Origin of the sequence: Aquabacterium sp., from assembly GCF_014378415.1 — a bacterium.
In the GTDB taxonomy this organism is placed as follows: domain Bacteria; phylum Pseudomonadota; class Gammaproteobacteria; order Burkholderiales; family Burkholderiaceae_C; genus Aquabacterium.
In genome coordinates, this window is record NZ_JACMNS010000015.1 from 1 (window position 1) to 14,110 (window position 14,110).

Sequence of the window (14,110 nt, forward strand, 5' to 3'; positions counted from 1 at the left end):
GAGCGCGGCCCGCTGTGCCTGCCCACCGCCGTGTGGCGCGTGAACGACCACGTGCTCATCCACGGCTCCAACGGCAGCAAGATGATGAAGTCGCTGGCCCAGGGCACGCCTGCCTGCCTGGCCATCACGCACCTGGATGGCCTGGTGATGGCGCGCTCGGCGTTTTCGCACTCCATGAACTTCAGGTCGGTGGTGGTGCATGGCGCTTTCGAGACCGTGCCCGACGACGACAAGGAGGAAGTCATGCATCGCCTGATGGACCACCTGGCCACGGGTCGCCGCCATGAAGCGCGGCCCCCTGACCGCAACGAGTTGGCGGCCACCACGGTGCTGCGCATGCCCTTGTTCGAAGCCGCCGCCAAGATCCGCGCCTGGGGCCCGAAAGACAAGGACGAAGACCTGGCTCTGCCAGTGTGGGCGGGCGTGCTGCCGTTCACGCAAACGCACTTGGCGCCGCAAGCAGAACCCGGCCACGGCGGCATCACGCCGGACTATGTGCGTGACTGGGCGCCACGGTAAGCGCCTGTCAAGGCAAGCGAATGGCCAGCTCGGCGGTCTCAGCCTGAGGCTGCCAGCCCCAGTCTGCCAGCAAGGGCGCCTGCAAACGCAAACGCAGCGTCTCCACATTGGCCTCCTGGCCCACCATGCTGGGGTCGATGCGATTGGCCACCCAACCTGCCAGCGTGAGCCCGCGCGCCAGGATGGCCTCTTGCGTCAGCAAGGCATGGTTGAGGCAACCCAGGCGCACACCTACCACCAGGATCACCGGCAAGCGCAACAGCACGGCCAGATCGGCGCTGGTGGCGCTTTGGGCCTGGGTCTCCAGCAGCGGCACGATGAAACCACCCGCTCCTTCAACCACCACGGCATCGGCCTGCTGCCGCAAGGCATGAAAGCACGCGGCAATGTGCTCGATGTCGATGTCAACGCCTTCATCACGCGCCGCGATGTGGGGCGACGCCGCCTGGCGCAACAAGTAGGGGTTGTCGTACAGCGCAGGCACTTGAATGTTGGACGCCGCGCGCAAGGCCAACACGTCTTCATTGGCCCATTCGCCGTGGACCCTCTCGGCGCCTGCGGCCACCGGTTTCATGCCAATCACGCGCGCGTGCTGGCGTTGCAAGGCGTGCAGCAATGCGCAACTGGCGCGGGTCTTGCCCACGCCGGTGTCGGTGCCGGTGATAAAGAAAGCCGTCATGCCAGGCGCTCACCGTGGCCGCTGGACGACCCCGGCAATTCAGCCGCCAACACCTGGTCCAGCGTGCGCAAAGTGCCCGCCACCAGGTGCTGCATGTCGGTCTCGGTCAGCACATACGGCGGCATGAAGTACAGCGAGTTGCCGATGGGCCGCAGCAGCAAGCCGTGGTCCAGGGCAGTGCGGTGAAAGCGCGCTGCAAACGTGGCGTCGGTCGTGTCGATGTCCCAGGCCCAGATCATGCCGATGTGGCGGTGCGCTGTCACGCGGGGATGGCGTGTGAGTGGCTCGGCCAGCGTTGACAAGCGCAAAGCCGTCGCGCGGTTGCGGGCCAACACATCCTCGTTGTCAAAGGTGTCCAGCACCGCCAAGGCAGCGCGGCACGCCAGCGGGTTGCCCGTGTACGAATGCGAATGCAGAAAGCCATGCGCGGTGCGGTCATCCCAGAAGGCGGCGTAAACCTCGTCCGTGGTCAGCACCGCCGACAAGGGCAGCACGCCCCCCGTCAGGCCTTTGCTCAGGCAGATGAAATCGGGACGGATGGGCTGGCCATTCGCGTCCAGCGCCTGTTGGTGCGCGAACATCGTCCCGGTACGGCCAAAGCCCACGGCGATCTCATCCGCGATCAGGTGCACTTGGTGCTGCTTGCACAGGTCGCGCGCCGCGCTCAGGTAGGCGGGCGAGTAAATGCCCATGCCTGCGGCACCTTGCACCAGGGGCTCCAGGATCAAGGCAGCGATCGATGCGTGATGCTCGGCCAGGTGGTCGGCCAACGCTTGCACGCAGGCTGCGGTGTGCTCATCAGCAGAGACACCCACCGCCGCATGCCGAAGGTCGGGCGAGGGCAAGGTGGCACTCAAGCGCAGCAAGGGCGCGTAGGCCTCGCGGAACAAGGGGATGTCGGTGACCGACAAGGCACCGGCGGTTTCACCGTGGTAGCCACCTTGCAGCCCGATGAAGCGGTGCTTGCCAGGCAGGCCACGGTTGCGCCAGCTGTGCGCACTCATCTTCAAGGCGATCTCGGTGGCGCTGGCACCATCGCTGGCGTAGAAGGCATGGCCCAGTCCCGTCAAGGCGCCCAATCGCTCCGACAGTTCCACCACCGGCGCGTGCGTCAAGCCCGCCAGCATGGTGTGGTCCAACTGCGTGAGCTGGTCGGTGATGGCCTCCACGATGGGCGCGAAGCCGTGGCCAAACAGGTTGACCCACCACGAGCTGACAGCGTCCAGGATGCGGTGGCCTTGGTCGTCGATCAACCACGGGCCTTCGCCACGCACGATGGCGCGCAGCGGGTGCTCCTCGTGCCCCTTCATCTGCGTGCAGGGGTGCCAAACCGCTTGGCGGCTGCGCTCGGCCAGGCTGCTGGTGGCCATCAAAGAGGCGCTGGCCACCTCAGGCCTGGGGTCGGTAAACGCAGCGATCACCCGCCGCCCGGGACACGCTCACCATGCTCACCTCCACCTGGGCAATGCGGGCACGCACCTGGTCGAAGATGAACACGCAGAGGTTTTCCAGCGTGGGCGTGCCCAGGCCGGGCACCTCGTCCAACAGGTGGTGGTCCAGCTGGCTGCGCACTTCGGCCAAGGCGGCGCGCAGCAGGGACAAGTCCATCACCATGCCGGTATCAAGCGAACAAGGCCCGCGCACGGCGACCTCGGCGGTGTAGGTGTGCCCATGGATGCGGCGGCTGCCTGCCGCCTCTTCAGGTGACACGTGGCGCTTGAGCGTGTGGGCCGCGTCAAAGGTGAAAGTCTGGCTCAGTTCAAACATGCAATTTTTTCCCGTCAACGGATGCCCAAGGTCTTGTGGGTCTGCACGCTGAGCATCCAGCGTGGGTTGTCCAGGCACCATTGCACCGCCCATTCCATCGCCGAGCGGCGGGCCATGGGTTGTGCGCTGTCCATGGCCTGCACCCGGCGCTGCTCAAAGTCCAGGGCTTCCATGGCTTTCAGGTCCGCCGTGCTGAACCCGCTTTGGGGCACGACTACTTTAAGCTCGTGCCCACTTTTTTGCACCAAGACCGACCCGGCCTTGGGGCTCACGCAGATCCAGTCCAGCCCGGCCGGCGCGGCGATCGTGCCATTGGTCTCAACCGCGATCATGAAGCCTTGCGCGTGCAGGGCGTCGATCAATTCAGGATCGACCTGCAGCAAAGGCTCCCCCCCGGTCAGCACCACGAAGCGTCGGTCATCGGCGGCGTCAAGGCCCTGAGGCCAGAAAGACGCGATGCGCTCAGCCAACTGCCCGGCCGTTGCAAACTTGCCCCCACCCAAACCATCGGTGCCCACGAATTCGGTGTCGCAAAACTGGCAGACGGCCTGTGCCCGGTCGGCTTCGCGGCCCGTCCACAGGTTGCAACCGGCAAAGCGGCAAAACACCGCCGGGCGTCCGGCATGGGTGCCCTCGCCTTGCAGGGTGTAGAACATTTCCTTGATGCTGTAACTCATGGTCTCAACGCAATCCTGTCCACCAGACGGTGAGGCTCGACGCCAGCACCAAGGCGGCGTACGTGGCCATGGCGCCGTCGCGCCCCAACACAATCAGCCCGGCAATCAGCACCAGGGCATTGACCCCTGCCACCCATTTCACCTGGCGTGCAAAACCTGCAGGCTTGAGCGCACGCCACCACACCAGGCGAGCCAAAGCGGGTAAAAGCAAGCCCATGCCCAATGCTGGCAGGAAAAAATTCACCATGTGGATCAAAGCATCCAGCAAGCCCATTGAACACCTTTGCAACATCAAAAAAGCCTCGATTTTATAATCGCCGCATATGACCGTCCTGACCCTGGGTTTGAACCACACCACCGCCGCCGTCGATTTGCGGGGTCGGTTCGCATTTGCCGTCGACCAATTGGCCCCGGCTTTGCAGGTATTGCATGCCCGTTTGACCGGTGTGCAGCAGTCGTCCGCCCCACCAGAAGTGGCATTGCTGTCCACCTGCAACCGCACCGAACTTTATTGCGCATTGGGCAGCAACTTGGGCGGCCGGGCCAGCCATTTGCAACACACCGCCCTCGACTGGCTGGCCAACACCGGCGGCGTGGGCCACGACGAACTGCTGCGCCACACCTACGTGCTCGAAGGCGGCGCGGCAGCACGCCACGCCTTCCGTGTCGCCAGCGGACTCGACTCCATGGTGCTGGGCGAACCACAAATCCTCGGCCAGATGAAGCAGGCCGTGCGCGAGGCCGATGCCGCCGGCACCCTGGGCACCACCTTGCACCAGTTGTTCCAACGCTCCTTCGCCGTGGCCAAGGAAGTGCGCACGTCAACTGAGATCGGCGCCCACTCCATCAGCATGGCCGCCGCCGCCGTGCGCCTGGCCGGCCAGCTGTTCGAAGACCTGGGCAAGACCAAGATCCTTTTCGTCGGCGCTGGCGAGATGATCGAACTCACCGCCACGCACTTCGCCGGCAAGGCCCCGCGCGGCATGGCCGTGGCCAACCGCACCCTGGAGCGCGGCGAAAAGTTGGCCAACCACCTGGGCGCGCAGGCCCTGCGCCTGGCCGACCTGCCCGATCGCCTGCACGAGTTCGACATCGTCGTCTCCTGCACCGCCAGTTCGCTGCCCATCATCGGCCTGGGCGCGGTCGAAAGGGCATTGAAAGCCCGCAAACGCCGCCCCATCTTCATGGTGGACCTGGCCGTGCCGCGCGACATCGAACCCGAAGTCGCCGAACTGGACGACGTCTACCTGTACACCGTCGATGACCTGAGCGCCCTGGTGCAAACCGCCAGTGAAAAGCGCCTGGCCGCCGTCACCCAGGCCGAAGCCATCATCGAGACCGGTGTGCAAGGCTTTGTCCACTGGCTGGACCAGCGCACCAGCGTGCCCCTGATCCAGGCCCTCAATTCGCAAGCCGATGCCTGGCGCACCGCCGAGATCGCCCGCGCCCGCAAAATGATCGCCAAAGGCGAGGACATCGAAGCCGTGCTCGACACACTCTCAAGAGGATTGACCCAGAAAATGCTGCATGGCGCCATGGCCGAACTGCACAGTGCCGACCCCCAGCAAAGGCCGCAAGTGGCCGCCTCGCTGGCACGCCTGTTTTTGCGCGGCGACGTGAATCCGGTCAAGAAGGATCAGCCGTGAGCGGCCTGGCGCCCTCACTGGCCTCCTCCCTCGAACGCCTGGCCCTTCGCCTTCGCGAGCTGGACGCCGCCCTGTCCGACCCTGCGATCGCCGCCGACAACAAACGCTACCGCGAACTCTCGCGCGAACACGCCGAGGTCAGCCGCGTTTGCAACATGGCCCAGCGCCACGCCCAGCGCAGCGACGACCTGGCCACCGCCCGCCAGATGCTGATTGATTCAGCCAACGACGCCGACATGCGCGCCATGGCGCAAGAAGAAATCACCCAGGCCGAAGCCGACATCGCCCGCGTCGAAAGTGAGCTGCAAACCGCCCTGTTGCCCAAAGACCCCGACGACGCCCGCAACGCCTTCGTCGAAATCCGCGCTGGTACCGGCGGCGACGAATCGGCCCTGTTCGCCGGCGATTTAACCCGCATGTACACCCGCCACGCCGAGCGCCAAGGCTGGCGCTGCGAGGTCATGTCGGCCAGCGAATCCGACCTGGGCGGCTACAAGGAAATCGTCCTTCGCTTCGAAGGCCCTGGGGTTTATGGCCAACTCAAGTTCGAATCCGGCGGCCACCGCGTGCAACGCGTGCCCGCCACCGAAACGCAAGGCCGCATCCATACCAGCGCCTGCACCGTGGCCGTGCTGCCCGAGCCCGACGAAGCCGAAGAGATCACCATCAACCCGGCCGACCTGCGCATCGACACCTACCGGGCCAGCGGTGCTGGCGGCCAGCACATCAACAAGACCGATTCGGCCGTGCGCGTCACCCACCTCCCCACCGGCATCGTCGCCGAATGCCAGGACGACCGCAGCCAGCACCGCAACAAGGCCAAGGCCCTGGCCGTGCTCAGCGCCCGCATCAATGACCGCGAACGCATCGAGCGCCAGGCCAAGGAAGCCGCCACCCGCAAAGGCCTGGTCGGTACCGGCGACCGCTCCGACCGCATCCGCACCTACAACTTCCCGCAAGGCCGCTTCACCGACCACCGCATCAACCTCACCCTCTACAAGCTGCTGACCATCATGGAAGGCGACCTGGACGACGTCACCGCCGCCCTGGTCACCGCCCAGGCCGCCGAGCAACTGGCCGAGCTGGAAGCCGCCACCGGTGTCTGAGCCTCTGCCCACCACCACCGTGGCAGCGGCCTTGCAGCAAGCCCGCCAGCTTGGCCTAGACCGCCTGGATGCCCAGATCCTGCTGAGCACCGCCTTGCAGCGCCCGCGCAGCTGGCTGCTGTCCCATGACCAGGACGCCTTGCCTCCCGAGCTCGCTGATCAGTTCATGGCCTGGGCCCAGCGCCGCGCCCAAGGCGAGCCCCTGGCTTACCTGCTGGGCGACAAGGAGTTCTACGGCCTGACCTTGCGCGTCAGCCCCGACGTGCTCATCCCCCGGCCTGACACCGAAACCCTGGTCGATTGGGCTTTGGCTCTCATCCCCACTGAGCCAGGCTTCAAGGTGCTGGACCTGGGCACCGGCAGTGGCGCCATCGCCCTGGCCTTGCAGCACCAACGCCTCCAGGCCCAAGTCACCGCCGTGGACGCCTGCCCGGCCGCCCTGGCCATCGCGCAAGCCAACGCCCAGCAATTGGCCTTGCCCGTGGAAAACCTGCAGGGATCGTGGTTCGAACCCTTGGCCGGACGCCACTTCGACCTCATCGTCAGCAACCCGCCCTACATCGCTGAAAACGACGAGCACATGCCGGCTTTGCGCTTTGAGCCGGAGCAAGCGCTCACATCGGGCGTTGATGGCCTGGATGATCTGCGCCTGATCATTGCAAAGGCCCCGCTTCACCTCAACGCTGGCGGCTGGCTGCTGCTGGAGCATGGCCACGACCAGGCCGCCGCCGTGTCCAGCCTTTTGAAAATGCATGGATTCGGACAAGTCAGCACCCGGCTCGACCTGGGCGGTAACCCGCGGTGCACCGGCGGGAAGACTTAGCAAATTCACGTCACCTTGTAAATTGGTGGTACGAACGCTAACAACTCTATTCCACAAAACAAGCCGAGCGGCGTAGCATCAAATCGTTCTTCAGGAGCTTTTTGATGTTCCGTCTAGCCCCGCACCACCTTCGCCGCTGCCTCTTCACCGCTTGCGCTTTGGCAGTTTCAATTGCGCACGCGCAAATGGTGCCGCTGCCGCAGCATTTGCTCCGCTCGGCCACGGCGCTTGACCACGGCAAGGGCCTGAGCCTGAACGGACAGCAATTCTGGCCTCACTGGGAAGGCCGCATTGGCGTGGTCGTGGACCGCGCCTACGACCCCCTCAAAGACTCTTTCGTGCTTGCGCAGCCCGTGCCTTCCAGCGGCTTGAGCCTGCGCAGCGCCCATGTGTTGTCTGACTATTACTTTTCAGGTGGTTTTCGCGCCACGGTTGGCTTGGTGCGCGGCTCGGTCACCCAGTCCTCCTGGTCAAACAGCAACGACGACACCATCGGCAGCGGCCTGAACCTGAGCCTCCAACGCATCGACAACCTGAATCTCGGCGATCCCAGAGGTCAGTCTTTTGATGGCGAAAACCGCACCCTGCCCTATGTGGGCGCCGGTTATGCCGCCAGCCTGGGTGGCACCGGCAGAGAAAGCATGTGGCGCTTCAACGCCGATCTGGGCATCATTTCGGTCAACTCCAACAACATTGGCCGCATCTCGCGCGCGCTGCAAGGCGAAGCTGGCCTGGACGAAATCGTCCGCGACCTGCGCCTGCGCCCCGTCATCAAGGTCTCTGTTCGCTATGCGTTCTGAATTTCCCAAGGCCTGATATAAACAGGGCCTTGTTCCCAATTCAGCCAAGTGCAAATTCCCATGAGCGACGTTCAACAACGCATTGACTCCCTGGTCAAAGGCCACCGTGTGGTGCTGTTCATGAAAGGCACCGCCCAGTTCCCGCAATGCGGTTTTTCAGGGCGTGCCATTCAGATTCTCAAATCCTGCGGCGTGACCGACCTGCAAACCGTCAACGTCCTGGAAGACGACGGCATCCGCCAAGGCATCAAAGACTACGCCAACTGGCCCACCATCCCCCAGCTGTACGTGGGCGGCGAGTTCATCGGCGGCTCGGACATCATGGTGGAGATGTACCAGGCCGGCGAGCTTCAACAGGTCGTGACCCCAGGCCAGTGAGCCCAGCCAGCACACCTCGCCGGTTGATCGTTGGCATCACCGGTGCCAGCGGTGCCGTCTACGGCGTGCGCTTGTTGGAGCGTGCCCGGACGCTGGGGGTGCAAACCCACCTGGTCGCCACCTCAGCCGGCATCCTGAACGTGCACCACGAATTGGGGCTGAACCGGGCCACGCTGGAGTCCCTGGCCGATCACGCGCACTCCCCTGGCGACATCGGCGCCTGCATTGCCAGCGGCAGTTTCAGCACCGACGCCATGGTGGTGGCACCCTGCTCCATGAAGACACTGGCCGCCGTGGCACATGGCCTGGGCGACAACCTCCTGACCCGCGCCGCCGACGTCACCTTGAAAGAGCGCCGCCGCCTGATCCTGATGGTGCGTGAAACGCCCTTTAACCTGGCCCACCTGCGCAACATGACCGCCGTCACCGAAATGGGCGGCATCATCTTTCCGCCTTTGCCGGCTTTCTACCACCGCCCGCAAAGCATTGACGAGTTGGTCAATGACACGGTTGAGCGTGTGCTGAGCACCGCAGGCATCGCCTCTGCGCAACCCCAGGAGTGGCGCGGCTTGTAGGGCATTGCCGGGCATTGACGTACCCCGGTTTTCCCGCATGATGGAGTCCATTCACACAAGGAGGACGCCCGATGACCACTGACCTTTCACGCAGGCAAATACTTGCCACTGCAGCCACCACCATCCTGGCCAGCAGCCCGCTTTGGGCCCATGCCGCCGACAAAACCGAAGCCCCTCGCTTTGAGTTGCCCGCCCTGCCCTGGGATGCCGCCGCGCTGGACCCGGTCATCTCGGCCAGCACCATTGCGCAGCACCACGGCAAGCACCACGCCGCGTATGTGAACAACCTCAACCGCTTGCTGCCCACGTCCACGCTGATCGATGCCGACAGCTTGGTAGAGATCGTTCAGCGCAGCGCTCGAAACGAGGCTCGGCGCCCCATCTTCAACAACGCCGCTCAAGTCTGGAACCACACCTTCTACTGGCAAAGCCTGCGCCCCAAAGGTGGCGGCACCCCCCCCTTGGAACTGGCCAAACGCATCGATGCCGATTTCGGTTCACTGACGGCGCTGCGTGAGGCCACCCTGACCGCCGCCACCGAGCAATTCGGCGCAGGCTGGGTCTGGCTGGTGCTGGACAAGAGCCAGAAAAAACTGGCCGTCGTCAAAACCGGCAACGCCGACACGCCCTTGACGCAAGAAAACCTGGTGCCCTTGGCGACCATCGACGTTTGGGAACACGCCTACTACCTGGACTACCAGTCACGACGCAAGGACTACGCCGCGGCGGTGTTCGACAAGCTCTTGAACTGGGATTTTGTGGCGGCCAACCTGGCGAAAGCCTGAGCCCGGCCGGTTGCTCGCTTGCGCCCCTGATCGATCAGGGGCGCAAGGCCACGATCTGTGGCCGCGCCTGCGTCTCGGGCAGCTTCCACTGGCGCACCGCCGCGAAAACCGCGTTGGGGTACTCAGGCCGGCCCCGGCTGCCGTTGTAGCGGCCCAGGGCCATGGACATATCGCCACGCTCCCGGTCCAGGTAGTGGCGCAGGATGATGCAGCCAAAGCGCAGATTGGTTTGCATGTGGAACAAGCTGGCCGGATCACCCGTGCCAATCAGGCGCGACCAGAAGGGCATGACTTGCATGTAGCCCCGCGCTCCCACCGACGAGATCGCGTATTTGCGAAAACCGCTTTCCACCTGGACCAGGCCCAGCACCAGGGAAGGGTCCAGCCCAGCGCGCTTGGCCTCGTACCAAACCGTTTGCAGGAACTCGCGGCGCACCTGCTCTTCGGGCTTGCGTTTCTTCAGACGCAAACCCGCCGCATCGGCCCAGCGGTCAAACTCGTATTTTTGCATTTGATCGGCGAACACCAACATGGGCGGCGCCGATTGGGCCGCGGCGGCCGACAGGGCCGTGCGCACGGCGTCGGCCAACGGCTCTTCGGCTTGGGCGCCGGCCCAGGCGGCCTGGCCCAGCAGCACGGATGCCATGCACACCAAACACCACCACATCAACACCGAACGACCGCCTGCCTTCATCATCCCATCACACCTTCACTCGCGCCTTGACCCAGGCGGCCACATCGGCCACGGCCACTTTGGTCGCTTCCTTGTCCTGACGCCCCTGGTACTCGGCGATGCCGTCCTTGAGGCCCTTGTCGCCCAGCACAACGCGGTGCGGCACGCCGATCAGCTCCCAATCCGCGAACATCGCGCCAGGGCGCTCGCCCCGGTCGTCCAGGATCACATCGATGCCGGCCGCGGCCAGGTCATCGTGCAACTGGTCAGCGGCCGCTTTGACGTCGGCCGAGCGGTCATAGCCGATCGGGCAGATCACCACGGTGAACGGTGCGATCGAATCGGGCCAGATGATGCCGCGATCGTCGTGCTTTTGCTCGATGGCGGCGCCCAGAATGCGGGTCACGCCAATGCCGTAGCAACCCATCTCGAAATGCTTGGGCCGCCCGTCTTCGTCCAGGAAGGTGGCGTTCATGGCCTTGGAGTACTTGGTGCCCAGGTAGAACACGTGGCCCACCTCGATGCCACGCTGGATGGCCAGCACGCCTTTGCCATCGGGGCTCGGGTCGCCTTCGACCACATTGCGCAAGTCAGTCACCAGATCGGGCTCGGGCAGGTCACGGCCCCAGTTCACGCCCTTCAGGTGGAAGCCCTCTTCGTTGGCGCCGCACACGAAATCGGCCATGTTGGCCACCGTGCGGTCGGCGACCACCTTGACGGGCTTGGCCAGCTTGACCGGGCCCAGGTAACCAGGCTTGCAGCCAAAGTGCTCGATGATTTCTTTCTCGGTGGCGAAGCGGTGACCGGCCTTCAAACCCGTCACCTGCCCATTCGCGTCGGCCAGTTCGATCTTGCCAGCCTTGACTTCGTTCAGCTCGTGGTCACCACGCACCAGCAGCAGCCAGACGGTTGACTTGACGATCTCGCCCTTGTCATTGGTGTCATCGGTGGCCAGCACCAGAGACTTCACAGTCTGACTCAGCGGCAAACCCAGCAGTTGCGCCACATCGGCACACGTGCTCTTGCCTGGCGTGGCCACCTTTTCAAGCGCTGCCGATGCCGCGCCACGCGATGCGATCAGCGCCACGCCTTCAGCCAGCTCGATGTTGGCCGCGTAGTCGCTGGTCGGGCAATAGACGATGGCATCTTCACCCGTGTCGGCGATGACCTGGAACTCGTGCGAGCGGTCGCCCCCGATGGCGCCGGTGTCGGCGGCCACGGCGCGGTATTGAAGACCGAGTCGGTCGAAGATGCGGCTGTAGGCGGCAAACATGGTGTCGTAGCTTTTACCAGCGCAGGCGGCATTCCGATCGAAGGAATAAGCGTCCTTCATCGTGAATTCGCGGCCACGCATCACCCCAAAGCGCGGGCGGCGCTCATCGCGGAACTTGGTCTGCACATGGTAAAAGTTCTTGGGCAACTGGCGGTAGCTGCGCAGCTCTTGCCGGGCGATGTCCGTGACAACTTCCTCAGATGTCGGCTGGATGATGAAGTCGCGGCCATGCCTGTCCTTCACGCGCAGCAACTCGGGGCCCATCTTGTCGAAGCGGCCGGTCTCTTGCCAAAGCTCGGCGGGTTGCACCACCGGCATCAATAACTCGACCGCACCAGCGCGGGTCATTTCTTCGCGGATGATGCCCTCGACCTTGCGGATGGTGCGCAGCCCCATGGGCATGTAGTTGTACAGGCCTGCGCCCAATTTCTTGATGAACCCGCCGCGCATCATCAGCTTGTGGCTGACGATCTCTGCATCGGCCGGGGCTTCTTTGAGTGTGGAGATGAAGAACTGGGTAGCTTGCATGGGTATGAAAAATGCACCGTTGTATGAGGACTCGCGCTTGCGTTTCAACCGAGCGATGCAATAATGAAATCAGTTGAAAAATTCGGAGTTGATTATGCTCGACCGTGAAGGCTTTCGCCCCAACGTCGGCATCATCCTGCTCAATCATCGGAACCAGGTTTTTTGGGGCAAGCGCATCCGCACCCATTCCTGGCAGTTTCCGCAAGGCGGCATCAAGCATGGCGAGTCGCCTGAGCAGGCGATGTTTCGCGAGCTCCACGAAGAAGTGGGCTTGCTGCCCGACCATGTCCGCATCGTGGCCCGCACCCGCGATTGGCTGCGCTATGAGGTGCCCAACCACTTCATCCGCAAGGATGCACGCGGCCACTACAAAGGCCAAAAGCAGATCTGGTTTTTGTTGCAGCTCATGGGCCGCGACACGGACATGAACCTGCGCGCCTCAAACCACCCTGAGTTTGACGCATGGCGTTGGCATGACTACTGGATCCCGCTCGAAACCGTGATTGAGTTCAAGCGTGATGTCTACCAATTGGCTTTGTCAGAGTTAGCGCGTTTCCTGCCCAAACCACAAGGGCTGCAACCCAACCGCTACCTGCGGGCCAACATGCGCGGTGCGCATCGGCTCGACGACATGCCTGCGGACATGCACCCTGACATGCACCCGGACACGGAAGGCTCGGAAGGCGCCGACCCATTGGGCGGGCCGGATGAGACCTTCATTGTCAACGGCACGCACCGCTGACCAAAGCACCTGGCCGAGGGTGCCTGAGCCTGGTGGCTCAAGCACCCTGGCTCAACCGATTCAGTCGACTTCGGTCTTGGTGGCGCACTCGGCGTCAGACGGGTTCACATCACAACGTGCGCGCTTGATGATGTTCAAGCCACGCTTGTTGTAGATACCTTCCTTGGCGATCTCAATGCGGGCTTCACGGAACATTTGCACGTACTTGGGGATGTTTTCCGGGGGCAAGTCCACCCACATCGCTGCGGGGATGCCCTTTTCGGCCACGTCGATGAAGTGCAAGGCGCGGTCAAACTGCGACAGCCAGTAAAGGCGCGACTTCTCGCCAAAGCCTTCAGGGAACTTGGCCTTGTTCAGAACGATCTGCACCGTCGGGATCAAGACCGGCAAGCGGCCAATGCCACCGGTGGTGCCAATGCCCTTGTAAAGCTCGAAAGGCTTGAAGGCCACGGCCGGCAAAGTCACCATGTCGACCGAACCATTGTTGAACTTGGGCCCAATGTTGGTCACGTCCGCCGACACGGGTTGTGCGCCGATGCGGCCGATCATCACGCCCTGGGCCTTGTCGTAGTCAAAGGCGGCGATCTTTTTGCCAGACAGGGCTTCGACCGAATTGATCCTGCGGTCGCGCACGATGGGGTAAGCCGCGCCCAAGGGGAACAGGCCGCCGACTTCGAAATTGCCTTCCACCATCAGCTTGGCCGCCTGAGGTGTGCTGAACACCTGGATGACCTTGCGCACCACTTCGTAGCTGGCCTTGATGTCGATCTTGCCGTTGCGCACGATGGTGGTGGCGCCAATGCTGTCAAGGGCGCCCGAGATGGCGTTGAACGGACGTGTCCGCAATGTCGTGGCGATCACAGCATCACATTGACCCGAACGGAACTCTTCAATCGCCACGCGTTCATCGACGAAGCCTTTGACTTCCAGCTCGACACCGTTCTTCTGCATCGCCACGACGTAGTCCACCGCCGATGAGGTGACGTCGCCCGATTTGCCCGCCACGTCCCACACACAGATCAGGGATCTGGCCATCACCGGAGTGGCCGCGCAACTTGCCACTGTCATCACCGCAGCAGCCTTCGACCATGATTTCATCTTCATCTGAGTCCTTTGATTTCCTGACATTGATGTCTCCA

17 protein-coding genes are annotated in these 14,110 nt (G+C 63.5%); 9 read left to right on the top strand and 8 right to left on the bottom strand.

All coding sequences use genetic code 11. The annotated features are described in order from the left end of the window. Positions 1-519 (top strand): pyridoxamine 5'-phosphate oxidase family protein (locus tag H7225_RS01860; protein WP_290658990.1); only part of this gene is annotated, 519 nt, incomplete at its 5' end. 7 nt (positions 520-526) lie between these two features. On the opposite strand, the gene bioD is transcribed toward H7225_RS01860, so the two are convergent. Genes bioD through H7225_RS01885 form a run of 5 tightly spaced genes read right to left on the bottom strand, consistent with a single transcriptional unit; the run spans position 527 to position 3,934 of the window. Continuing rightward, positions 527-1,198, bottom strand: coding sequence for a dethiobiotin synthase (gene bioD / locus H7225_RS01865; protein WP_290658991.1), 672 nt, complete (start codon positions 1,196-1,198; stop codon positions 527-529). Then, complete coding sequence (gene bioA, locus H7225_RS01870; RefSeq protein ID WP_290659036.1) at positions 1,195-2,568, bottom strand: adenosylmethionine--8-amino-7-oxononanoate transaminase; 1,374 nt, start codon at positions 2,566-2,568, stop codon at positions 1,195-1,197. Before bioA ends, bioD begins: the two co-directional genes overlap by 4 nt. 19 nt (positions 2,569-2,587) lie before the next feature. Further along, positions 2,588-2,965 (bottom strand): 6-carboxytetrahydropterin synthase, encoded by a 378-nt coding sequence (locus H7225_RS01875; protein ID WP_290658992.1) that lies wholly within the window; start codon positions 2,963-2,965, stop codon positions 2,588-2,590. A 14-nt stretch (positions 2,966-2,979) separates the two neighbouring features. After that, positions 2,980-3,642, bottom strand: a complete 663-nt coding sequence (gene queE, locus H7225_RS01880; RefSeq protein WP_290658993.1) for a 7-carboxy-7-deazaguanine synthase — start codon at positions 3,640-3,642, stop codon at positions 2,980-2,982. Positions 3,643-3,646: 4 nt separating this feature from the next. Beyond that, the gene (locus H7225_RS01885; protein ID WP_290658994.1) at positions 3,647-3,934 is read right to left on the bottom strand and encodes a hypothetical protein; all 288 of its coding nucleotides are present in this window, start codon (positions 3,932-3,934) and stop codon (positions 3,647-3,649) included. 31 nt (positions 3,935-3,965) lie between these two features. Between H7225_RS01885 and hemA the strand changes: the two genes are divergently transcribed. From hemA to H7225_RS01920, 7 genes are all read left to right on the top strand, one after another. Continuing rightward, complete coding sequence (gene hemA / locus H7225_RS01890) at positions 3,966-5,288, top strand: glutamyl-tRNA reductase (protein WP_290658995.1); 1,323 nt, start codon at positions 3,966-3,968, stop codon at positions 5,286-5,288. A 5-nt stretch (positions 5,289-5,293) separates the two neighbouring features. Continuing rightward, positions 5,294-6,394: a peptide chain release factor 1 gene (gene prfA, locus H7225_RS01895; RefSeq protein WP_290659038.1), complete on the top strand. Its 1,101-nt coding sequence runs from the start codon at positions 5,294-5,296 to the stop codon at positions 6,392-6,394. Then, positions 6,387-7,217, top strand: coding sequence for a peptide chain release factor N(5)-glutamine methyltransferase (gene prmC / locus H7225_RS01900; RefSeq protein WP_290658997.1), 831 nt, complete (start codon positions 6,387-6,389; stop codon positions 7,215-7,217). Before prfA ends, prmC begins: the two co-directional genes overlap by 8 nt. A 104-nt stretch (positions 7,218-7,321) precedes the next feature. Further along, the gene (locus H7225_RS01905) at positions 7,322-8,017 is read left to right on the top strand and encodes a hypothetical protein (protein WP_290658998.1); all 696 of its coding nucleotides are present in this window, start codon (positions 7,322-7,324) and stop codon (positions 8,015-8,017) included. A gap of 60 nt (positions 8,018-8,077) precedes the next feature. Next, positions 8,078-8,395 (top strand): Grx4 family monothiol glutaredoxin, encoded by a 318-nt coding sequence (gene grxD, locus H7225_RS01910; protein ID WP_290659000.1) that lies wholly within the window; start codon positions 8,078-8,080, stop codon positions 8,393-8,395. Further along, positions 8,392-8,970 (top strand): UbiX family flavin prenyltransferase, encoded by a 579-nt coding sequence (locus tag H7225_RS01915; protein WP_290659001.1) that lies wholly within the window; start codon positions 8,392-8,394, stop codon positions 8,968-8,970. Before grxD ends, H7225_RS01915 begins: the two co-directional genes overlap by 4 nt. 71 nt (positions 8,971-9,041) lie before the next feature. Then, complete coding sequence (locus H7225_RS01920; protein ID WP_290659003.1) at positions 9,042-9,755, top strand: superoxide dismutase; 714 nt, start codon at positions 9,042-9,044, stop codon at positions 9,753-9,755. Between the two features lie 34 nt (positions 9,756-9,789). Here the strand turns inward: H7225_RS01920 and H7225_RS01925 are convergent, their stop codons facing one another. Both H7225_RS01925 and H7225_RS01930 read right to left on the bottom strand, forming a co-directional pair. Next, positions 9,790-10,422, bottom strand: coding sequence for a lytic transglycosylase domain-containing protein (locus H7225_RS01925; protein WP_290659040.1), 633 nt, complete (start codon positions 10,420-10,422; stop codon positions 9,790-9,792). 34 nt (positions 10,423-10,456) lie between these two features. Further along, on the bottom strand, positions 10,457-12,229 hold the full coding sequence (locus H7225_RS01930; protein ID WP_290659004.1) for a proline--tRNA ligase: 1,773 nt from the start codon (positions 12,227-12,229) through the stop codon (positions 10,457-10,459). A 94-nt stretch (positions 12,230-12,323) separates the two neighbouring features. Here H7225_RS01930 and H7225_RS01935 point away from each other — a divergent pair, with 94 nt between their 5' ends. Further along, positions 12,324-12,971 (top strand): RNA pyrophosphohydrolase, encoded by a 648-nt coding sequence (locus tag H7225_RS01935; RefSeq protein ID WP_290659005.1) that lies wholly within the window; start codon positions 12,324-12,326, stop codon positions 12,969-12,971. A 60-nt stretch (positions 12,972-13,031) separates the two neighbouring features. Here H7225_RS01935 and H7225_RS01940 read toward each other — a convergent pair whose 3' ends face one another. Then, complete coding sequence (locus H7225_RS01940; RefSeq protein ID WP_290659007.1) at positions 13,032-14,069, bottom strand: putative solute-binding protein; 1,038 nt, start codon at positions 14,067-14,069, stop codon at positions 13,032-13,034. Positions 14,070-14,110: the final 41 nt, after the last annotated feature.